General features: G+C 72.3%; 18 protein-coding genes and 1 pseudogene. 8 read left to right on the top strand and 11 right to left on the bottom strand.

Annotated features, from left to right (window positions below):
• The 3 genes and pseudogenes from AB0J08_RS08585 to AB0J08_RS08575 form a co-directional block, all read right to left on the bottom strand.
• Nucleotides 1-122, bottom strand: a pseudogene (locus AB0J08_RS08585) (IS630 family transposase); the annotation flags it as partial.
• A gap of 78 nt (nt 123-200) precedes the next feature.
• Nucleotides 201-467 (bottom strand): protealysin inhibitor emfourin, encoded by a 267-nt coding sequence (locus AB0J08_RS08580; RefSeq protein WP_360629024.1) that lies wholly within the window; start codon nt 465-467, stop codon nt 201-203.
• A 114-nt stretch (nt 468-581) separates the two neighbouring features.
• Nucleotides 582-1,601, bottom strand: coding sequence for a M4 family metallopeptidase (locus AB0J08_RS08575; protein ID WP_360629021.1), 1,020 nt, complete (start codon nt 1,599-1,601; stop codon nt 582-584).
• A gap of 331 nt (nt 1,602-1,932) precedes the next feature.
• Here AB0J08_RS08575 and leuA point away from each other — a divergent pair, with 331 nt between their 5' ends.
• The 4 genes from leuA to AB0J08_RS08555 all read left to right on the top strand — a co-directional run bounded on the left by leuA (nt 1,933) and on the right by AB0J08_RS08555 (nt 6,664).
• Nucleotides 1,933-3,729: a 2-isopropylmalate synthase gene (gene leuA, locus AB0J08_RS08570; RefSeq protein WP_360629018.1), complete on the top strand. Its 1,797-nt coding sequence runs from the start codon at nt 1,933-1,935 to the stop codon at nt 3,727-3,729.
• A gap of 249 nt (nt 3,730-3,978) precedes the next feature.
• A complete protein-coding gene (locus AB0J08_RS08565; RefSeq protein ID WP_360629015.1) occupies nt 3,979-4,671 on the top strand; it encodes a TerB family tellurite resistance protein in 693 nt (230 codons plus the stop codon).
• Nucleotides 4,672-5,064: 393 nt separating this feature from the next.
• Nucleotides 5,065-5,811 carry a DNA repair protein RecO gene (recO, locus tag AB0J08_RS08560; RefSeq protein WP_360629012.1) on the top strand — a complete coding sequence of 249 codons (747 nt, stop codon included), beginning with the start codon at nt 5,065-5,067 and terminating at the stop codon, nt 5,809-5,811.
• Nucleotides 5,812-5,815: 4 nt separating this feature from the next.
• Nucleotides 5,816-6,664, top strand: a complete 849-nt coding sequence (locus AB0J08_RS08555) for an isoprenyl transferase (RefSeq protein ID WP_360629009.1) — start codon at nt 5,816-5,818, stop codon at nt 6,662-6,664.
• 102 nt (nt 6,665-6,766) lie between these two features.
• Here the strand turns inward: AB0J08_RS08555 and AB0J08_RS08550 are convergent, their stop codons facing one another.
• The 4 genes from AB0J08_RS08550 to AB0J08_RS08535 are packed head-to-tail and all read right to left on the bottom strand — an operon-like array spanning nt 6,767 to nt 9,877.
• On the bottom strand, nt 6,767-7,177 hold the full coding sequence (locus AB0J08_RS08550) for a Fur family transcriptional regulator (RefSeq protein WP_329487566.1): 411 nt from the start codon (nt 7,175-7,177) through the stop codon (nt 6,767-6,769).
• A gap of 35 nt (nt 7,178-7,212) precedes the next feature.
• The gene (locus AB0J08_RS08545) at nt 7,213-8,133 is read right to left on the bottom strand and encodes a metal ABC transporter permease (protein WP_360629006.1); all 921 of its coding nucleotides are present in this window, start codon (nt 8,131-8,133) and stop codon (nt 7,213-7,215) included.
• Entirely contained in the window at nt 8,130-8,894 is a 765-nt protein-coding gene (locus AB0J08_RS08540; protein ID WP_360629003.1) for a metal ABC transporter ATP-binding protein, read from the bottom strand. The genes AB0J08_RS08545 and AB0J08_RS08540 overlap by 4 nt, the downstream gene beginning before the upstream one ends.
• Nucleotides 8,895-8,911: 17 nt before the next feature.
• Complete coding sequence (locus AB0J08_RS08535) at nt 8,912-9,877, bottom strand: metal ABC transporter substrate-binding protein (RefSeq protein WP_360629000.1); 966 nt, start codon at nt 9,875-9,877, stop codon at nt 8,912-8,914.
• A 190-nt stretch (nt 9,878-10,067) separates the two neighbouring features.
• Between AB0J08_RS08535 and AB0J08_RS08530 the strand changes: the two genes are divergently transcribed.
• Nucleotides 10,068-11,450 (top strand): glycine--tRNA ligase, encoded by a 1,383-nt coding sequence (locus AB0J08_RS08530; protein ID WP_360628997.1) that lies wholly within the window; start codon nt 10,068-10,070, stop codon nt 11,448-11,450.
• Nucleotides 11,451-11,532: 82 nt separating this feature from the next.
• On the opposite strand, the gene AB0J08_RS08525 is transcribed toward AB0J08_RS08530, so the two are convergent.
• The gene (locus AB0J08_RS08525) at nt 11,533-12,819 is read right to left on the bottom strand and encodes a hypothetical protein (RefSeq protein ID WP_360628994.1); all 1,287 of its coding nucleotides are present in this window, start codon (nt 12,817-12,819) and stop codon (nt 11,533-11,535) included.
• Between the two features lie 275 nt (nt 12,820-13,094).
• Nucleotides 13,095-13,673: an NADAR family protein gene (locus AB0J08_RS08520; protein ID WP_360628991.1), complete on the bottom strand. Its 579-nt coding sequence runs from the start codon at nt 13,671-13,673 to the stop codon at nt 13,095-13,097.
• Between the two features lie 242 nt (nt 13,674-13,915).
• On the opposite strand from AB0J08_RS08520, the gene AB0J08_RS08515 reads away from it, so the two are divergent.
• Nucleotides 13,916-14,836, top strand: coding sequence for a hypothetical protein (locus tag AB0J08_RS08515; protein WP_360628987.1), 921 nt, complete (start codon nt 13,916-13,918; stop codon nt 14,834-14,836).
• Nucleotides 14,837-15,202: 366 nt separating this feature from the next.
• On the opposite strand, the gene AB0J08_RS08510 is transcribed toward AB0J08_RS08515, so the two are convergent.
• Together AB0J08_RS08510 and AB0J08_RS08505 are read right to left on the bottom strand one after the other, a co-directional pair.
• A complete protein-coding gene (locus AB0J08_RS08510; RefSeq protein ID WP_360628984.1) occupies nt 15,203-16,561 on the bottom strand; it encodes an ALF repeat-containing protein in 1,359 nt (452 codons plus the stop codon).
• A 372-nt stretch (nt 16,562-16,933) separates the two neighbouring features.
• On the bottom strand, nt 16,934-18,280 hold the full coding sequence (locus tag AB0J08_RS08505) for a hypothetical protein (protein WP_360628981.1): 1,347 nt from the start codon (nt 18,278-18,280) through the stop codon (nt 16,934-16,936).
• Nucleotides 18,281-18,461: 181 nt separating this feature from the next.
• On the opposite strand from AB0J08_RS08505, the gene AB0J08_RS08500 reads away from it, so the two are divergent.
• Both AB0J08_RS08500 and AB0J08_RS08495 read left to right on the top strand, forming a co-directional pair.
• Complete coding sequence (locus AB0J08_RS08500; RefSeq protein WP_360628978.1) at nt 18,462-18,962, top strand: ATP-binding protein; 501 nt, start codon at nt 18,462-18,464, stop codon at nt 18,960-18,962.
• A 199-nt stretch (nt 18,963-19,161) separates the two neighbouring features.
• A complete protein-coding gene (locus AB0J08_RS08495; RefSeq protein WP_360628975.1) occupies nt 19,162-20,028 on the top strand; it encodes an alpha/beta hydrolase in 867 nt (288 codons plus the stop codon).

Genomic DNA, 20,028 nt, shown 5'->3' with positions numbered 1-20,028 from the left:
TCCAGACCGTCGCACGCCAACACGATCCGGGCCCGCAGAGCCAGCGCCTGGGCGGACGAGGCTCTGCGGGCCCACCGCGTCAGCGCAGCCCGCTCCTCGTCGGACAGCAACAACGGCTTCAATGCGGGACCCCGACGGCGCACCGGGAGATCAGAGGAAGAGCTCACACGCAACTAACGACGGATCTCCGGCGCAGGACACTAGGTGCCCTCGCGCAGCACCAGCGAGACCAGCTCCTGCTGTGAGTCGGTGAGCTTCGGGTCGGCGCAGTGCACCGTCCGGCCGTCGACGGTGATCTCGTAGTGGAAGCCGTCCGGGACCCCGTACGAGGGAGCCCGCAGCCCGCCCGCGACGGCCTCGCGGGCGAGCGCGTGCACGTGCGGGGCGTCCGTCCGCGCGGTGGTGTCGAGCTCCGCGCGGCGGACGTTCCCCGCGAGGCCGCCGGTCCGGGTCACCTGGATACGCATGGTGTCCATGGTGCTACGCAGGGATGGCGTTCGCCGGGCTTTTCCAGGACCTTGACCTTATGGGCTCTTAAACCTTATGCCCGCTCAAGTCGGACTCGGCCCCGGTCGGGCGGTTCAGGCCGTGCTGACACCCACCTTCGCCCAGGCCGCCGTCACGGTGTCGGCCACCGCGGGCTCCGGATAGCGGGCCCCGGCGGCCGCGACGGTGGCGCGGGCGAAGGCGGTGAAGTCGGCGCCGGAGGTCAGCCGCCGGCCGGTCAGCGCGTCGTACCAGATCTGCCCGGCCCGCTCCCAGGCCGGGCCGCCGAGTGCGGTGGCGAGCAGGTAGAAGGCGTGGTTGGGGATGCCGGAGTTGATGTGCACGCCGCCGTTGTCCTGGGCGGTGCGCACGTAGTCGCGCAGATGCGCCGGTTGCGGGTCCTTGCCGAGCCGGGGGTCGTCGTACGCGGTGCCGGGCGCCTTCATCGAGCGCAGGGCCACCCCCTGCACGCCCGGGGCGAGCAGTCCGGCGCCGATCAGCCAGTCCGCGTCGCCGGCGTCCTGGCGCAGCGCGTACTGCTTGACGAGCGAGCCGAACACGTCGGAGACGGACTCGTTGAGCGCGCCGGACTGGCCCCGGTACTCCAGCCCGGCGGTGAACTGGGTGACGCCGTGGGTGAGTTCGTGGCCGATCACGTCGATGCAGGCGGTGAAGTCGCCGAACACCTCACCGTCGCCGTCCCCGAAGACCATCCGGTGGCCGTCCCAGAAGGCGTTGTCGTAGCTGCGGCCGTAGTGCACGGTGGCGTCCAGGCGCAGGCCCTGGTCGTCGATCGAGCGGCGGCCGTAGGCGTCGGCGAACAGGGCGAAGGTGGCGCCGAGGCCGTCGTAGGCGTGGTTGACGGACTGGTCGGGGACGGGCCCCTGGTCCTCCCGGCGCACGGTGCGGCCGGGCAGTCGCTCGGTGTGTCCGGCGTCGCAGACCACCCGTTCCAGCCGGGCGGCGCCGGGCTGTGCCGGGACGGCGGTGAGGCGGGCCGTGCGGTGCACGGCGTCCAGGGCGAGGGAGCGGGCGGCGGGCTCGTGACCGTCCTCGGCGAGGCGGTCCAGGACGTACGGCGGAACGATCGCGCAGAGCGGCGCTTCGGCGGTCATGCGACCAAGGGTGAGGCATTCGTGACGTGTTGTCACCGGCGCGTACTGAATCGACCGCCGTCTCAAGGGATGGAATGTCCGCCCGGCTCACTTCGGGGGCGCGTGTCCCTGGGTTACGCTGGTGAACATCATGCGCAATTGGCTGCTCCTTCTTAGCTGCCGCGTCGAGGGCCTGTAGTCCACCAGGGCCGGCTCCCTCGCCGCGGGGACTGTGCTGTGCGCGTAGGAATCGGGCGACCCGACGACGGGTCGCGAGCGGCAGCAGGCCGGCCAGTCGGGTGTCCTCCTCACCCCGACACGCCCCGCATACAGGAAGCCGAGAGTCACCTCCATGACCGAGCAGAGCTCCGCCGCGTCCATCCCCGCCGGTCGCGCGTTCGTCGACCGTCCCACCCCGATCACCGCCGCGAGCGTGCGCCAGCAGGGTGCGGGCATGCGCCACGGCCGCTACCTGCCCTTCGGCACCGTCGACCTGCCGGACCGCAGCTGGCCGTCGAAGGTGATCACCAAGGCGCCGCGCTGGCTCTCCACCGACCTGCGGGACGGCAATCAGGCGCTGATCGACCCGATGTCCCCGGCCCGCAAGCGCAAGATGTTCGACCTGCTGGTCGGGATGGGCTACAAGGAGATCGAGGTCGGGTTCCCCTCCTCCGGCGCCACCGACCACGCCTTCGTGCGGTCGCTGATCGAGGAGGGGGCGATCCCGGAGGACGTCACCATCTCGGTGCTGACCCAGGCCCGCGAGGAGCTGATCGAGAAGACCGTCGAGTCGCTGGTCGGCGCGCCGCGGGCGACCGTCCACCTGTACAACGCGACCGCGCCGCTGTTCCGCCGGGTGGTGTTCCGCAACGACCGGGCGGCCACCAAGGCGATCGCCACCGACGGCACCCGGCTGGTGATGGAGTACGCGGAGAAGCTGCTGGGCGACGACACCGTCTTCGGCTACCAGTACTCGCCGGAGATCTTCGTCGACACCGAGCTGGACTTCGCGCTGGAGGTCTGTGAGGCGGTGATGGACGTCTGGCAGCCGGGCGAGGGCCGCGAGATCATCCTGAACCTGCCGGCCACCATCGAGCGGGCCACCCCGAACGTCCAGGCCGACCAGTTCGAGTGGATGTCGCGCAACCTGTCCCGCCGCGAGTACGTCTGCCTGTCGGTGCACCCGCACAACGACCGCGGTACCGCCGTCGCCTCCGCCGAGCTGGCCTACCTGGCCGGCGCCGACCGCATCGAGGGCTGCCTGTTCGGCCAGGGCGAGCGGACCGGCAACGTCGACCTGGTGACCCTGGGCATGAACCTGTTCTCGCAGGGGATCGACCCGCAGATCGACTTCTCCGACATCGACGAGGTGCGCCGCACCGCCGAGTACTGCAACCAGATGGAGGTGCACCCGCGCCACCCGTACGCCGGCGACCTGGTGTACACCTCCTTCTCGGGCTCGCACCAGGACGCGATCAAGAAGGGCTTCGACGCCCTGGAGGCCGACGCCAAGGCGGCCGGCGTACCGGTGGAGGAGCACACCTGGGGCGTGCCGTACCTGCCGATCGACCCGAAGGACGTCGGCCGCACGTACGAGGCGGTCATCCGGGTCAACAGCCAGTCCGGCAAGGGCGGCGTCGCGTACGTCCTGAAGAACGACCACAAGCTGGACCTGCCGCGCCGGATGCAGATCGAGTTCTCCCGGATCATCCAGGCCAAGACCGACGCCGAGGGCGGCGAGGTCACCCCGGCGGCGATCTGGGCGGTCTTCCAGGACGAGTACCTGCCGACCACCGACAACCCGTGGGGCCGGATCTCGCTGAGCGGCTCGCGCAGCCTGACCACCGAGGACGGCCGGGACGCGCTGACCACCCAGGCCCTGGTCGACGGCGCGCCCGTCACCCTGGAGGGCACCGGCAACGGCCCGGTCTCCGCCTTCGCCGACGCGCTGGCCCGGATCGGGCTGGACGTCCGGGTGCTGGACTACGCCGAGCACGCGTTGAGCGAGGGCGGCGACGCCCAGGCCGCCGCGTACGTCGAGTGCGCGGTGGACGGCAAGGTGCTGTGGGGTGTGGGCATCGACGGCAACACCGTGCTGGCCTCGCTGAAGGCGATGATCAGCGCCGTCAACCGGGCGCAGCGCGGATAGTTCGTACGAGTGATAGTCGACGGGTCGTCCTGCGGGGCGGCCCGTCGCCGTTCCGGGTGACCCCGGGCGGCCACTGTGGCCTGCGCCACATTTTTTCGGGTCGGAAGCCGTTCGAGGTACTGACACGTGCCGGTAACCGTGGCAACATCGACCCACCGGAAAACCGGGTCGGTGGGACGGCCCCGGGCTCCGGTCGCGTGACCTGCCCATTGTTGTGCAGGCCGCCTGCCATGTCTGGGGAGTGGCGCCGTGACAGGGTTGTGGGGTGTTCGCCCGCGGTGGCGGACTGACGTTCTCGGTGACTTCTTCTGTCCAGGCTGCGGCGGGGACCGCAACTACCGCCGGCAGCACGGCCGGCGGTGGCTGCGGCTGCTGGGAGCGGCGGTCCTGCCGCTCGGCTCGGTGGTCCGGAGCGTGCAGTGCACCACCTGCCACGGCCGCTACGGGGTGGAGAGCCTGGACCAGCCCACCTGCGTCCGGCTGGGCGGGATGCTGCGCGACGCCCAGTACACCGTCGCCCTCGCCCTGTTGGCGGCCGGCGGTACGGCGCACCGGGCGGCTCGCGAGGCGGCCTGCGCGGCCGTCCGGGAGGCGGGCTTCGACGACTGCGGCGAGGCCCAGGTGCTCGCCGCGCTGGCCGCGCTCTCCGGGCTCGGCGGCGAACTCCACGACGCGCACGACCTGGAGGCGCCCTCCGGTCACGGGTCGGGGGAGGCCGGTGCTCTGGCGGTGGAACTGCACGCGGTGCTCGAACCGCTCGCCCCGCACCTGGCGCACCACGGCCGGGAGCGGCTGCTGCTGCAGGGTGCGGGGATCGCGCTGGCCGACGGTCGGTACCTGCCCCAGGAGCGTGAGGCGCTGGCCGCCGTGGGGCGCTGCCTGGAACTGCCGCAGGCGAGGGTCGGCGCGCTGCTGGAGGCGGCCACCCGCGCTTCGTACTAGAGCTTCGCCACGCGTTCGTCGGCCCGGATCCCCGGCGCCGGACCCTCGTCACTCGACCTTCGCGAGACGACCATCGTGATCCGGCCCTCGCGGCGGATCCTCGTGCACGGCCCCCCCGGGACACCCACGAACCGGGCCCGACCCGCCCCCCGCCCCCCGACGGGGAGGCGCCCCCACCCCGGGCCCGCCGTGACCCGCACCGATCGAGCCTCCCCCACGGCCCCGGTGCGGGCCACACGGCTGCCGTCCGGGGCCGGCTGGTAGGGGACAATGGTGGGATGTCCACACTGTTCGACACCGGCCGCGAGGCTGCGGCATGAGTGAGCGGAGCGAGCGAATCATCACGGGGCGCGCGTCGGTGGACGCCGCTGCCGTGCGCGGCGAGGTGGGCGCATGAGCCTGTTCCGGGACGACGGGGTGGTGCTCCGGGCGCAGAAGCTCGGCGAGGCCGACCGGATCATCACCCTGCTCACGCGCCAGCACGGCAAGGTGCGCGCGGTGGCCCGCGGGGTGCGCAAGACCAAGTCCAAGTTCGGTGCCCGGCTGGAGCCGTTCTCGCACGTGGACGTCCAGTTCTTCAGCCGGGGGAGCGAGCTGGTGGGGCGCGGGCTGCCGCTCTGCACCCAGGTGGAGACGATCGCCCCGTACGGCGGCTCGATCGTCACCGACTACGGCCGCTACACCGCGGGGACGGCCATGCTGGAGACGGCGGAGCGGTTCGCCGAGAACGAGGGCGAGCCCGCCGTCCAGCAGTACCTGCTGCTGGTCGGCGGCCTGCGGACGCTGGCCGCCGGGGTGCACGAGTCGCACCTGGTGATGGATGCCTTCCTGCTCCGCTCGCTGGCCGTCAACGGCTACGGCGCGAGCTTCACCGACTGCGCCAAGTGCGGCCTGGAGGGCCCCAACCGGTTCTTCTCGCTCCAGGCGGGCGGTGTGCTCTGCGCAGACTGCCGAGTCCCCGGTTGTGCCGTACCCTCCCCTGAGACACTGGTACTGCTCGGGGCGCTGCTGTCAGGGGACTGGCGGACGGCCGACACCTGCGAGCCGAGGTACTGGCGGGAGGGCAGCGGCCTGGTCGCGGCCTATCTGCAGTGGCACCTGGAGCGGGGCATCCGCTCGATGAGATACGTGGAGAAGTGAGCACATGGCAGCGCGACGGCTCTTCGGCGGTGGCAAGCAAAGGGAGTACCTCCCCCCGACCCCGCACCCCAGCGGCGCACAGCCCCCGAAGATCCCCGGTGAGCTGGTCCCCGGCCACGTCGCGATCGTGATGGACGGGAACGGGCGCTGGGCCAAGGAGCGCGGGCTGCCGCGCACCGAGGGGCACAAGATCGGCGAGGCCGTGGTGCTGGACGTGCTCAAGGGCGCGATCGAGCTCGGCGTGAAGAACATCTCGCTGTACGCGTTCTCCACCGAGAACTGGAAGCGCTCGCCCGACGAGGTGAAGTTCCTGATGAACTTCAACCGGGACGTCATCCACCGCCGCCGCGACGAGATGGACGCGATGGGCGTGCGGGTCCGCTGGGCCGGCCGGATGCCCAAGCTGTGGAAGAGCGTCGTCCAGGAGCTCAAGGTCGCCGAGGAGCAGACCAAGGAGAACGACGCCGTGACGCTCTACATGTGCGTCAACTACGGCGGCCGGGCCGAGATCGCGGACGCGGCGGCGGCCATGGCGGCCGATGTCGCGGCGGGCCGGCTCGACCCGAAGAAGGTCAACGAGAAGACCATCGCCAAGTACCTCTACCACCCGGACATGCCGGACGTGGACCTCTTCCTGCGCCCGAGCGGTGAGCAGCGGACGTCCAACTTCCTGCTCTGGCAGTCGGCGTACGCCGAGTTCGTGTTCCAGGACGTGCTCTGGCCGGACTTCGACCGCCGGGACCTCTGGCGGGCCTGCGAGCAGTACGCGCGGCGCGACCGCCGCTTCGGCGGGGCGATCCCCAACGAGGTCGCCGCCGGCGAGGCCGCCGCCGAGGTCCCTGCGCAGCGCTGAGGCCGCCTGCGCCCGCGCGGCCGCTGCGGCCGGGGACTGGGTCGGGGACCGATGCCGAAGGGCCCGTGGGAAACCTCCCACGGGCCCTTCGGCATGGCCGGATCAGGCCTTCTTGGCGCACTCCGCGCAGGTCCCGAAGATCTCCAGGGTGTGCGCGATGTCGCTGAAGCCGTGCTCGGCGGCGACCGAGTTGGCCCAGCGCTCGACGGCCGGTCCCTCCACCTCGACGGTGGCACCGCAGTGCCGGCAGACCAGGTGGTGGTGGTGCCCGCTGCTGCAGCGGCGGTAGACGGCCTCGCCGTCGGCGGTGCGCAGCACGTCCACCTCGCCCGCGTCGGCGAGCGACTGCAGGGTGCGGTAGACCGTGGTCAGACCCACCGAGTCGCCTCGGTGCTTGAGCATGTCGTGGAGCTCCTGCGCGCTGCGGAAGTCCTCGATCTCGTCCAGGGCCGCCGAGACGGCGGCTCGCTGCCGGGTCGAGCGGGCGCGCGGCGACGGGCCTGCGGTGGTCACCGTGGGTCCTCCTGGGGGTGTGGGCATCTCGCACCTCATTGTGCCAGCCCCGCACTCCGGTCCGGAGTGGTCGCGTCGGACGGGCTCTGCCCGGGCAGTTGGACGTCGCATACCGCGGGGCCGGGGTCGGCCTTCGACCGGTGCCGGCGGCGGGCCAGCGGTGCGGCGATCACGCTGAACACCGCGAACACCGCGATGGCGAGCAGCACGATGGCCGGGCCGGACGGGACGTCGAGCTGGTAGGAGCCGGTGACACCGGCCAGCGAGACCACCACACCGAGGGCGATCGAGGCGGCCTGGGTGGCGGCGAAGGAGCGGGTCAGCTGCTGGGCGGCCACCACCGGGACCACCATCAGCGCGCTGACCAGCAGCAGGCCGACCACCCGCATGGCGACGGTGACGGTGATCGCGGCCATCACCGCGAGCAGCAGGTTGAGGAACCGCACCGGCAGACCGGTGACCCGGGCGAAGTCCTCGTCCTGGCAGATCGCGAAGAGCTGGCGGCGCAGGCCGACGGTGACGCCGATCACCACGGCGCCGAGGATGCCGATGGTGACGAGGTCGGCGGGGGCGACGGTCAGGATGGAGCCCCAGAGGTAGCTCTCCAGGCTGCCGGCGCCGGCCTGGGCGGACTTCGAGACCAGCAGCTTGCCGCAGGCCATGCCGCCGTAGAACAGCATCGCGAGGGCGATGTCGCCGCGCTGGTTGCCGCGGGAGCGGACCAGCTCCATGGTGACGGCGCCGAGCACGCAGACCAGGACGGCCATCCAGACCGGGCTGGTGTTGAAGATGAAGCCGAGGCCGACGCCGGTCATCGCGACGTGGCCCATGCCGTCGCCCAGCAGGGCCTGACGCCGCTGCACCAGGTAGATCCCGACGGCGGGCGCGGTGATGCCGACCAGCACGGCGGCGAGCAGGGCTCGCTGCATGAAGTCGTAGGAGAGCATCTCGGTCATGCGAGCAGCCTCGGCGGGGTGTGGTCGGCGTGCGGGTGGACGTGGTCGTGGCCGGGCAGGGCATGCAGGCCGGTGTTGGGGACGGGCGGGCCGTCGTGCGCGACACAGCCGTCGCGCAGCACCACGGCGCGGTCGATCAGCGGCTCCAGCGGCCCGAGTTCGTGCAGCACCAGCAGCACGGCCGCGCCGCGCCCGACCTCGGCGCGCAGGGTGTCGGCGAGCACCTGCTGGCTGACGGCGTCCACCCCGGCCATCGGCTCGTCCATGATCAGCAGGTCGGGGGTGCCGACCAGGGCGCGGGCGATCAGCACCCGCTGCTGCTGGCCGCCGGAGAGGTCGGCGACGCCGTCCCCGGCCCGGTCCAGCATGCCGACGGCGGCGAGCGCGCGGTCCACCGCGTCCCGGTCCCGGCGGCGCAGCGGCAGCAGCCGGTGCTGCGGCAGCCGCCCGGTGGAGACCACCTCGCGCACGGTGGCCGGGACGCCGGAGGCGGCGGTGGTGCGCTGCGGCACGTAGCCGATCCGGTGCCAGGCGCGGAACTTGGCGAACGGGATGCCGAACAGCTCCAGGCCGCCGTGCTCCAGTGCGACGGCGCCGGTCACGGCCTTGACGGTGGTGGACTTGCCGGAGCCGTTGGCGCCGAGCAGCGCGACGACCTCGCCGGGCTGCACCGTGAGGTCGACGCCGCGCAGCACCGGCCGGCCGCCGCGAGAGGCGACGGCGTCGTGCAGGCGGACGGCCGGGGGTATCGGGTGGGTCATGGCGTGCTGTCGTCCCCTCAGCTGGTGGTGGTCGCGCCGAGCGCGGCCTGCAGGTGGGCGAGGTTCTGCCTCATCACCGTCAGGTAGGTGTCCTTGGCCGGGTCCTTGACGCCCTCCAGCGGGTCCAGCACCGCGGTCCTGAGACCGAGGTCCTTGGCGACCGTCTCGGCGAGCTTGGGGCTGACCAGGGTCTCGAAGAAGATCGTGGTGACGCCGTTGTCCCTGGCGGCCTTCTGGACGTCGGCCAGCCGGGCCGGGGTGGGCTCGGACTCCGGGTCGACGCCGTTGATGGCGACCTGGGTGAGGCCGTAGTGCTCGGCCAGGTAGCCGAAGGCTGCGTGGCTGGTGACGAAGGTCTTGCTCTTGGCGTCCTTCAGGCCGTCCCGGAACTCCTGGTCCAGGGTGGTGAGCTTGTCGACCAGTTCGCCGGTGTTCTTCTCGTAGTCGGCCGCGTGCCCCGGGTCGGCCTTGGCGAACTCGGCGCCGACGCTCTTGGCGACCGCCGCGTAGCGGGTCGGATCGAGCCAGATGTGCGGGTCGCCGGGGGCCTCGTCGTGCTGGTGGCCGTCGTCCTCGGCGTGGCCCTCCGCGCCCTCGCCGAGGTGGTGGTCGACCAGCGGGCTGGCGGCGGTGGCGTCGACGACGTGCTTCGCGCCGGAGCCGGCGACCGCCTTGTCGACGGTGGGCTGGAGGCCCTTGAGGTAGAGCAGGGCGTCGGCCTTCTTGACGCTCGCGACCTGCTTGGCGGTGAGGTCCAGGTCGTGCGGCTCGGTGCCGGCCGGGGTCAGGGTGGTGACCTTGACGTGCTCGCCGCCGATCTGCGTGGCGAGGAACTCCATGGGATAGAAGGAGGCGACGACGTTCAGCTTGCCGTCCGTGCCCTTGGCGCTGCTGTCCCCGCCGCAGGCGGTGAGGAGGAGGCTGCCGGCGAGGGCGGTCGCGGTCAGGGCGAGGGCGGTGCGAGTAGGTCGTCGGATCATCATGACAACCATTCTCAGCTTAGATGGAAATGATTGTCAAATCACTCGGATGGGTGAACGGTGCATGGTGATGAGTGGGCGGGGCGGAGCGATACCGATTTGAACCTCGTACCCATATGGCCGGTAACCTGAGGTATTCGGGTACGCGCAACCAGCCGTGCCCTGACCGTGCCGTCGTACTGAAGAGAGCACTGTGGCCGCCGACAAGATCGACACGATCGTCAGCCTGAGCAAGCGCCGTGGCTTCGTCTACCCCTGCAGCGAGATCTACGGCGGCACTCGTGCCGCCTGGGACTACGGGCCGCTGGGCGTCGAGCTGAAGGAGAACATCAAGCGCCAGTGGTGGCGCGCGATGGTCCAGGCCCGTGAGGACGTCGTCGGGCTCGATTCGTCGGTGATCCTGGCCCGCGAGGTCTGGGAGGCCTCCGGTCACGTCGCGACCTTCAACGACCCGCTGACCGAGTGCCTCTCCTGCCACAAGCGCCACCGGGCCGACCACCTGGAGGAGAAGTACGAGGCCAAGCACGGCTTCCCGCCGCCGAACGGTCTCAAGGACATCAACTGCCCCGACTGCGGCACCAAGGGCTCCTTCACCGAGCCCCGGGAGTTCTCGGGCATGCTGAAGACCCACCTCGGCGTCACCGAGGAGGCCGGCGGCCTGGCGTACCTGCGCCCGGAGACGGCGCAGGGCATCTTCACCAACTTCAAGGCCGTCCAGACCACCTCGCGCAAGAAGCCGCCGTTCGGCATCGCCCAGACCGGCAAGAGCTTCCGCAACGAGATCACGCCCGGCAACTTCATCTTCCGCACGCGCGAGTTCGAGCAGATGGAGATGGAGTTCTTCGTCAAGCCGGGCGAGGACGAGCAGTGGCACGACTACTGGCTCCAGCAGCGCTGGGACTGGTACGTCGACCTCGGCCTGCGGACCGAGAACATGCGCTTCTTCGAGCACCCGAAGGAGAAGCTCTCCCACTACGCCAAGCGCACGGTGGACATCGAGTACCGCTTCAACTTCGGCGGCCAGGAGTTCTCCGAGCTGGAGGGCGTCGCCAACCGCACCGACTACGACCTGACGGTGCACAGCGAGGCCTCCGGTCAGGACCTCAAGTACTTCGACCAGGAGTCCGGCGAGCGGTACTTCCCGTACGTCATCGAGCCGGCAGCGGGCCTCAACCGCGCGATGCTGGCCTTCCTGATCGACGCCTACTTCGAGGACGAGGCGCCGAACGCCAAGGGCGTCCTGGAGAAGCGCGTCGGCATGCGGCTCGACCCGCGCCTGGCCCCGGTCAAGGTCGCGGTGCTGCCGCTGTCGCGCAACGCCAACCTGTCGCCGAAGGCCCGCGGCCTGGCCGCCGACCTGCGCACCGCGTGGAACGTCGAGTTCGACGACGCCGGCGCGATCGGCAAGCGCTACCGTCGCCAGGACGAGATCGGCACGCCGTTCTGCGTCACCGTCGACTTCGACACCCTTGAGGACGACGCGGTGACCGTGCGCGAGCGCGACACCATGTCGCAGGAGCGCGTCTCGCTCGACCAGGTGAAGTCGTACCTGGCGGCGCGGCTGATCGGCTGCTGACGTCCGGCAGTCGCCCTTCGGGAGCCCCCGTTCGCCTTCGGGCGGGCGGGGGCTCCCGGCGTCTCGGTGCCCGGTCCGGCGCCTACCGGCGGCCCCAGCGGGAACGGGGCGCGGCGGCCTGGGTGGTGGGCAGGCCGGCGCTGCGCAGCGAGGCGAGGGTGGTGCGGTGGCGGCCCTCGTCCTCCATGAGGGCCGCCAGCAGCCCGTCGTACAGGTCCCGGTGTGCCCGGCTCTCCCGGTGCACGGCGAACGCGGTGGCGAGCCGGACCAGTTCGGTGGCCGGACGCAGCGCCGCGAGTTCGCGCAGCAGGACGGCCGACAGCGGCGCGGGCAGGGTGGTGGCCAGTTCCGTGAGGTCGGCGGTGGGCCGTCCGGCGGCCTGGCGCAGCAGCGTCCGGGCGTCGTCGGAGCGGCCGGCCTGCTCCAGCCCGGAGGCGAGGGCGGCCAGCTCGGCGGTGGGCGCCGAGCCCCACTCCCAGAGCAGGGTGGCGCTGTCCGCGTGCTGGCCGGCGCGTTCCAGGGCCGCCAGCAGGGCCGGCAGCGCGTCGGTCGGGTAGGCCCAGAGGGCGTGGAACAGTTCGGTGGCCTCCTGTGCAAGCCCGGCCTGGCGCAGCTCGGCGAGGGTGCTGGCGGCCTGCGCCGGGGTGCCGGCCGCGGCGCCGCGGGCCAACTGGACGGAGGCGTCGGGCGGCCCGCTGCGGGCGAGCAGGCCGGCGAGCCGGACGGTGTCGAGCGGGAGCAGCAGGGCGGCGGCCTGGCCGAGCAGGGCGGTGATCTCCTGAGCGGCGCCCTGGCGGTGCAGGGTGGTGATCCGCCCGGCGAGGGCGGTGAGTTCGGCGGGGGAGCGGCGCCGGGGCGGCTCCGGCGCGGGCTGGGGCGGCGGTGGCGGCGGGGCCGCGGCCTTCGGAGGCGGCGCGGGTTCGGCGGCCTCCTCGGGGCGCGGGCGCGGGGCGCCGAACCGGGCTCCGGTGGCGGGTGGTGGTGGGGGAGCTTGTTGCACCGATGGGGCGTGCACTTCCTCGTACGCGCCCCCGAAGCGGGCGCCGGTGGGCTGCCGGGGTATCGGGCTGCGCAGTGCCGGCTGGCGCAGACGGTCCTCCAGTGCCGTCAACTGCTCGCTCAGCTCCAGGCAGCGTGCGCCGAGACCCTCGCGCAGCGTCCGCGCCTGGGCCAGCTGCCGCAGCAGCTCCGCGTCCGGCCGCTGCCGCTCCGGCACGGCCCGCACCGCCTCGGCGAGGCGCCGTTCCCGCTGGTTGGCGTACTGGCGGGCTCGTAGTAACTCGTCCAGCTCGGCCCGGAGTTCGAGTACGTCCTCTTCGCTCTCGCCGCCGTGCCGGTCCGTGGGTTGTTCTGTGTGCCGTATCCGCATGATCGCCGCACCCTGTCCATCTCGACCCTGACTGCGGGTCATCCTGGCGTCGGTATACGGCGACAGCGTTACGGCAGTGCGTCGAAATGTTTGCGACTGCGGTCCAGGAGCGCGCAGCCGGCGGTGGTGGCGAGGAGCGCGACCACGGCCGCCCGCAGGAGGGCCGCCTCGTAGGAGGGGGCGGCGGACCACCACCGGACGGCCGGGAACCCGGCCGCCGCGCCCGCCGCAGCGCGCTCGGCGCGAGGGCGAGCGCGGCGCCCGGGCGATCGTGCTCACCGCGCCAGTCGTGCGCGGGCCTCCATCAGGGCGAAGCCGAGCAGGTTCTCGCCGCGCCAGTCGGCCGGTCGGGCCGCCCGCTCGTCGTCGGCGGCCAGGCCGATGCCCCAGAGCCGGTCCACCGGGCTGGCCTCGACCAGAACGCGCCGGTGGGTGCCGAGGAGGTAGCCGCGCAGGGCTTCGTCCTGCCCGAACTTGGCGACGTTGCCGGTCACCACCAGCTCGAACCGCCCGGCGGCCCACGTGGGTTCGTCGAAGCCCCGGACCTGGCGCCCCAGCTTCTTCGCCTCGGCCGGGGTGCGGGCGGCGAGGATGCGCGGGACGATCGCCGCGTCCCCGAACATCCGGGCCTTGCCGGCCATCATCCAGTGCTCGGCGGTCGCGTACGCCACGCCGTCCACGGTGAACTCGGACGGCCACCACTGGCTCAGCGCGCCCTGCCCGACCGACCCGTCCTGCTGTGGCTGGTGCCCCCAGAACATCAGCCACTTCGGCTCGGCGCCGGAGGCGACGGCCGCCACCAGGGCGGCCCGGTCGCGGGTGTCGAGGGGGTTCCCCGTGTGCTCGCTGCTCATATCGTCATTCTGACGCAAAGCGGATGGCGAGGGCCAATGATTTTGATCGGGGAGCGCGATGTGGGATCGCTTCTGCCCGATGGTGGGCGGGAGTTGACCGACCCTGGCGCCCCCGGTGATCTCATCGCCCGGCGGGCCGTGCGTGTGCTACGTTCCGGAATCACACCATCACACAGAGGCATAGTTGACCCCGGCGGTGCTACCAACACCCCGGGGCCCGACAGCAGGAGCACACACTCCCGATGCACGTTCATCGTAGCGCTCACGCGCGCAACTTCACCGTGCTGCCCAACGGTCTGCTCCAGGACCGTCGGCTCAGCTACACTGCCCGCGGCCTGCTCGCCGACCTGCTCTCCCGGCCCGACGGGCGGTGCGAGGACGGTCGCCAGATGGCCGACACCAGCCCGCAGGGGCGCGGCGCCGTCCGCCGGGCGCTGAAGGAGTTGACGGCCGCCGGCTACTACCGGGTCGAGACCGTCCGACTGCCCAACGGCACGCTCCGCAGCGAGAGTCACGTCTACGACTGCCCGTACGCGCGGCCGGATGTCACCCGTCCGGGATCCGGTCGACCGGCTGCCGCCGCACCTGTCGCCCCTTCGGTAAAGGACCGGGAGAAACCACCCACCCTCCCGCCTCCTCCCGAGCCTTCCGGGCCTGTCGAGCCTTCCGGGCCTTCCGGGGCTGTCGACGAGGCGACGCGCGTGGCGGTCGCCACGCTCTTCCGCGCGATCCGCCCGGAACCGCGCCTGCGCCTCGGCGAGGCCGAGGCGCTGCGCCTCGCGCCGCTGGTCGCCCGGTGGTTGGAGCGCGGCAGTACGGTCGACGACCTCGCCCGTGCCCTGCTGCCCGGCCTGCCGACGCCCCTGCACTCCCCGCTGGGCGTGCTGCGCAGTCGCCTGGAACGCAAGCTGCCACCCGAGCACGTGCCCGGCGCCGCCCCGGCGGCCGGCTACGCCGAGTGCGCCAAGTGCCATGACCCGGTGCCCGAACCGGGCATCTGCCGTGCCTGCGCCGGCCTCGGGCACCGGCCGGTCGTGCTCGGCACCGGCGCGGCTGACGCCCGCGCCGGCGTGACGCGCGCCGGCGTCACGCGCGCCCGCGCCGCCCTGCGCGGCGGCAGGGGCGGCGGGCTGCACCTGGGCGGTGCGGCGACGGCCGGGTAGGGGCGCCGACTCGGGTGCGACACCCCGCCGTTCGGGATCCGGACGGCTTCGCTTCTGCCTACTCTTCGGCAGGAGAGGCGGTTGGCACGGAGGGTCCTGCTGGCGCTGGCAGGTGTCCCGGCGGGCTGCGTTACGACAGCAGCCCTTGCCCTTGGCTCGGGAGGTGTCGCGGTCCGGGAGAACGGCCCACTGTCTCCGGAGATGCGGAGGGGCGTTCAGGATCCGGAAGCGTTCGAGGACTTCCTGCTCTCGCATCCGCCGATGCCGATGACGGGTGAGATCCGCAAGTAGTCGACCCCGGGCTGGCCGCCACATGCGAAGGTGCCCCGGCCGGAGGGCCGGGGCACCGGGGCGAGCGGGCTGCGATCAGCTGTCGGCGGCGTGCCGGCGGCGCGAGACCGCGACCAGGGCGGCACCGGCGGCGACGGCCGCGGCGGCGCCGCCGGCCTCCCAGCCGAGGCCCTCGTCCGTGCCGGTGGCGGCGAGCTGGCCGGAGGTCGGGGCCGTGATGCCGGTGGTGGTGGTGACCCGGGCGGGAGCCACGGCCGGGGCCGGGGTCGCGTTGGTGCTCACGGCACCGGCGGTCTGGGCGGTCTGGGCGATCTGGGTGGTCTGGGTGGTCTGGGTGGCCTGCCCGGTGCCGGAGTTCTGGGCCTGCTCCGGCTGCTGGACCGGCGCGGTCGGCTTGGCGGCGGCCGCCGCGTTGGCCTCGTCCTCGGCGCGGGCCGTGTACTGGCCCTCCTTGAGGAACTTGACGACGTCCGCGTACGTGCCGTCGAGGGCGGCGCCGGCGGCCTTCTTGACGGCGGGGCCACCGGTCTCCAGGAGCTGGGAGACCTTCACCCGGTCGTCGCTCTCGCGCAGCGACGGCAGCTCGACCTCAAGGAAGCGGCGCAGATCGGCGGGCGAGCCGTCGAGGGCCTTCTGGGCCGCCGCGAAGACGCGCGGGCTGACGTCCTTGTTGGCGATGACGACCAGGATCGCGACCCGGTCGTCCTCGGCGCGGGCCGTGTACTGGCCCTCCTTGAGGAACTTGACGACGTCCGCGTACGTGCCGTCGAGCGCCGCGCCGGCGGCCTCCCTGACGGCACGACCGCCGGTGGCGATGAGCTTGGCGACCTCGACCCGGTCGTCGTCCTGGCGCTGCTTGTCGAGTTCGACGGTGAGGAAGTGGCGCAGGTCGGCGGCGGTGCCGGTGAGGGCCTTCTCGGCGGCCTCGCGGACGCCCCGGCCGGTCGACTTGTCGGCCAGGATCCGCTGGATCTCGGCACGGTCGTCGTCCTCGGCGCGGGCCGTGTACTGGCCCTCCTTGAGGAACTTGACGACGTCCGCGTACGTGCCGTCGAGGGCGGCGCCGGCGGCCTTCTTGACGGCGGGGCCGCCGGTGGCGATGAGCTTGGTGACCTCGACCCGGTCGTCGTCCTGGCGCTGCTTGTCGAGTTCGACGGTGAGGAAGTGGCGCAGGTCGGCGGCGGTGCCGGTGAGGGCCTTCTCGGCGGCCTCGCGGACGCCCCGGCCGGTCGACTTGTCGGCCAGGATCCGCTGGATCTCGGCACGGTCCAGCGCCTCCTGGGAGTCGTGGTCCGCCACGGTGTCGGACGCCGTGTCCGGACCGGACACCCCGGCGGGCGCCGGCTGTTCGGCAGCGGAGGCCATCGACGGGAACAGGACGGTGGGTGCGAGCGCGGCCGCGGCGATGACGGCGGACACCTTGGGCAACTTCATCAAGAGACCTGCTTCTTGAGCGGAGAACACGGGGAGAGATCGTGAACGCGCTCAGCATAGATCTTCTTGTCGGGTTGTCAGATCAACATTATTCGAGGGGGCTTGCTGCCTGGCCGGAGGCGTCGACGCAGGGCGGAGAGCAATTCCGGACGTATGGGGACAGCCCTCCAGGGGAGGGCTCTCAAGGGCGGAAATGTGGGGTGGATGACGGCCCAGCGGACGGTCCTTTGAGGCCGGATTTCCCCTGACCGGAACCCGAGCCGCCGTACATGGGCGACGACGTCGACGGCTCCGTCGTAGGCCTGGGTCGGTAAGCCGCCGCGAACGGCGAGGAGGCCGAGGTCCTCGCGCCGAGGCCGCTCGCTCAGCCCGTCAGGCCGCGGCCTTCCGGAGGGCCACATCGCGTGTGCGCTGCTGGAGTTGGCGGACGACGGGTGTGTCGGGGCGGGTCGCCACGGTGGTGGAGAGCGCCCGGAAGTGTTCGTCGCCGCGGACGGAGCTCAGCGTGACGTAGTCGTCCAGGAAGGTGTTCCACGTCGCGCAGGCGGCCTCCACGTGACCCAGCTCCATCTGGCGCCGCGCGAGCAGGCCGTTGGCGTGCGCCCGGCCCTGCTTCTCGTTCACGGGCCGGGCCCGGTTCGAGAGCTGGAGTTCCTTGATCGCTCCCGGGAGGTCGCCGAGTTCGTACAGGACGTGCGAGACGTGGAAGTGATAGGCGGCCTGGTCGTAGCCCCCGACCGCGTCGTTGCGCCCGTCCGCGAGGGCGAGAGCCGTCTCCGTCTCGTTCAGCCGGGCGAAGGCCTGCCGCCGGTCCTTCACCATGGCCGCGCCGTGGGCCTGCTGGCCGGCGAGGAACGCGCGCAGTCGCGGGCCCGACACGGGCGCGGCCTCGGCGGCCGAGTCCGCCAGTTCCAGCGCCTTCGGGCCGTGGCCGAGGCTGGCGGCCTGGAGGGCCATGCCACGGAGGGTGCGGCAGTACGTCACGTGGTCCTGGGCGTCGCGGGCGAGCTTGAGGGCCTCGACGTAGTACTTCTGGCCGAGCCCGTGGGCGGTCTCGTACATGGCCATCCACCCGGTCAGGTAGGTGAGGTCGGCCGCGGCCGAGAGGAGGTCGGACTTCACCTCGGCGGTGCCGGAGGCCTGGAGCCACGGCCCCACGGAGTTGACCAGGAACGCGGCGGCCATCGGGCGGGCGTGCGCCGCACCGAGCTCGTCGAGGATTCCGGCGATCCGGTCGGTCATGTTCCGGACGGTCTCGACCTCGCCCTGTCCGACGCGCACGGTCGGGCCCGCCGACGCACGACTGATCCGGTCGGGGGCGCTGTCGTCGAACACCGGCAGGCTCAGCGCGGCGGAGTACAGTCCGGCCGCGAGCACGCTCCGCCGGGACGGATCCATGTCGGCCCGGCCGATCGCCATCAGGTCGGCTGGGCCGGGCCGGTCGCCGGCCGGCTCGGGGGCGGCCTCGAAGCCCGTCTCCTCAGCGGTGACCGGACGCCCGAGGCGGCGTGCGAACGTCTCCCGCACGACCTCGCGGACCTCGGCCCGCGGCTGGACGCCGGAGAGCCAGTGCGAGACGGACGACTTGTCGTAGGTCAGTCGCAGACCCGCCTCCGTCCCGGTCCGGTTGACCGCACGGGCGAGCCGGTCGTTGCCCCAGGCGGTCTCCTGCATGAGCGCGGCCAACGCGGTGTTCGGCGTACGCGGTCGTTGCGCCATCACGATCCCCGTCTCCTTCGTTCAACCGATTCAACCCCCGGACCAGCATGGCTCGTTCTCCTGTCCTGTGTAACCCCGTTGACTTGATGTCAGCCCAACGGGTGGTCGGGGCGCCGCAGTCCGTACGACTTACCGACCGGGCGTACCCGATGTGACCCCTGTGGTGGGACGGAGCAGACCGGTGACCAGCAGTCCTCTCGGCAACGTGAGATTCCAGGTGCCCTGTGAGTGGGACGTGCCGCCCGATGCGGCCGCTGTGCCGCAGGCACGGCGTTCGGTCGTGGCGGTCCTCCGGGAGTGGGGGGTGCCGCTGTCGGAGGAGGCCCTGGAAGACGTGGAGTTGTGCGCCGGCGAGGTGATCGCCAACGCGGTGGAGCACACGGGCGGCCGGTGTTCGGTCCGCGTGGGGTGGCAGGGGGAGCGGCTGCGGGTCGAAGTCGCGGACGCCTGCGCCCTGCTGGCCCGCCCGGAGCCGGAGGAGGCGGACGAGGAGGCCACGAGGGGGCGTGGCCTCCTGTTGGTGGAGGCGCTGGCGAGCGCCTGGGGCTGGCACCGGCAGGGCGCGGGCAAGGTGGTCTGGTTCGAGTACGCGGTCGGGGCGGTGGCCGACGAGTCGCCGTCCGCCACGCACGGGTGGGGGCCGGCGAGGGTCCTGCGCCGGCCCGGGCGGGTGGCCTTGTGAGGCTCGTCCGCCGGCCCGTTTCGCCGGAACGGGCCGGCGGGGGCGGCCTGACGGCCTTCGCGGAGTGCGGTGCCGGACGAGTCGTCCCCGGGGTGGTTGAGATCTGTAGTCTGTGCAGCTGTTCGATCGCGGCCGACGCGGTGCCATTCCGCAAACGCGCCCGCAACAGGTCGAATTGATCATCAATCAGGGGGAAGAGATGACAACGCAGGTCGCGACAGCAAGATTCTCCGTCGAGTCGGTGCACTCGCCGGACGGCACCGTCATCAGCTACCGCAGCGTGGGGTCGGGTGGTCCCGCGCTGCTCGTCGTGCCCGGGGCGCTGTCCGTGGCCGAGGAGTTCGACGGAGTCGCCGCCGAGCTCGCCCGGCACTTCACCGTGCACACCATCGAGCGGCGCGGCCGCGGGGCCAGCGGCCCGCAGGGCGCCGGCTACGGCGTCGACGCCGAGTGCGCCGACATCGAGGCGGTGCGGGCCGCGACCGGTGCGCGCCTGGTCTTCGCGCACAGCTTCGGCGCCTTCGTCACCCTGGAATCCGCCCTGCGCGGATCCGCCTTCGACGGGATCGCCCTCTACGAGCCCGGGGTCTCCATCGACGGCTCCGTCCCGATGGGCTGGGCCCCCGAAGCCGAACGGCTGCTGGCGCAGGGCAAGGGCGCCGAGGCGTTCCTGACCTTCGTGCGCGGGATCAACCCGGATACCTCCGGCAAGGCACCGCGCTGGCTGCTGCGGATCATCCTCCGGTTCGTGATGAAGAAGCCGGAGCGGCTGCGCAAGCACGCCCTGCTCGGGGGCGCGATCCGCGAGCACGCCGAGGCGGCCCGGCTGGACAACGAGTACCCGAAGTACGCCGGGCTCGCCGCTCCCGTCCTGCTGATGGTCGGCAAGGACGAGACCACGACGGGGGCGGGCCGCGCGACCGTCCGCCTCGCCGAGGTCTTCACCACCTCCGAGCTGGTCCGCTTCCCCAAGCTCGACCACTTCGGTTACGAGAAGGACCCGGCGGGCGTCGCCGGCGCCGTGAGCACCTTCCTCCGCGGCGGCGGCCGGCCCGCGGCGCAGTAA

The organism is Kitasatospora sp. NPDC050463 (assembly GCF_040655255.1).
In the GTDB taxonomy this organism is placed as follows: domain Bacteria; phylum Actinomycetota; class Actinomycetes; order Streptomycetales; family Streptomycetaceae; genus Kitasatospora.
This window is presented reverse-complemented; position numbering and strand designations above follow the sequence as displayed.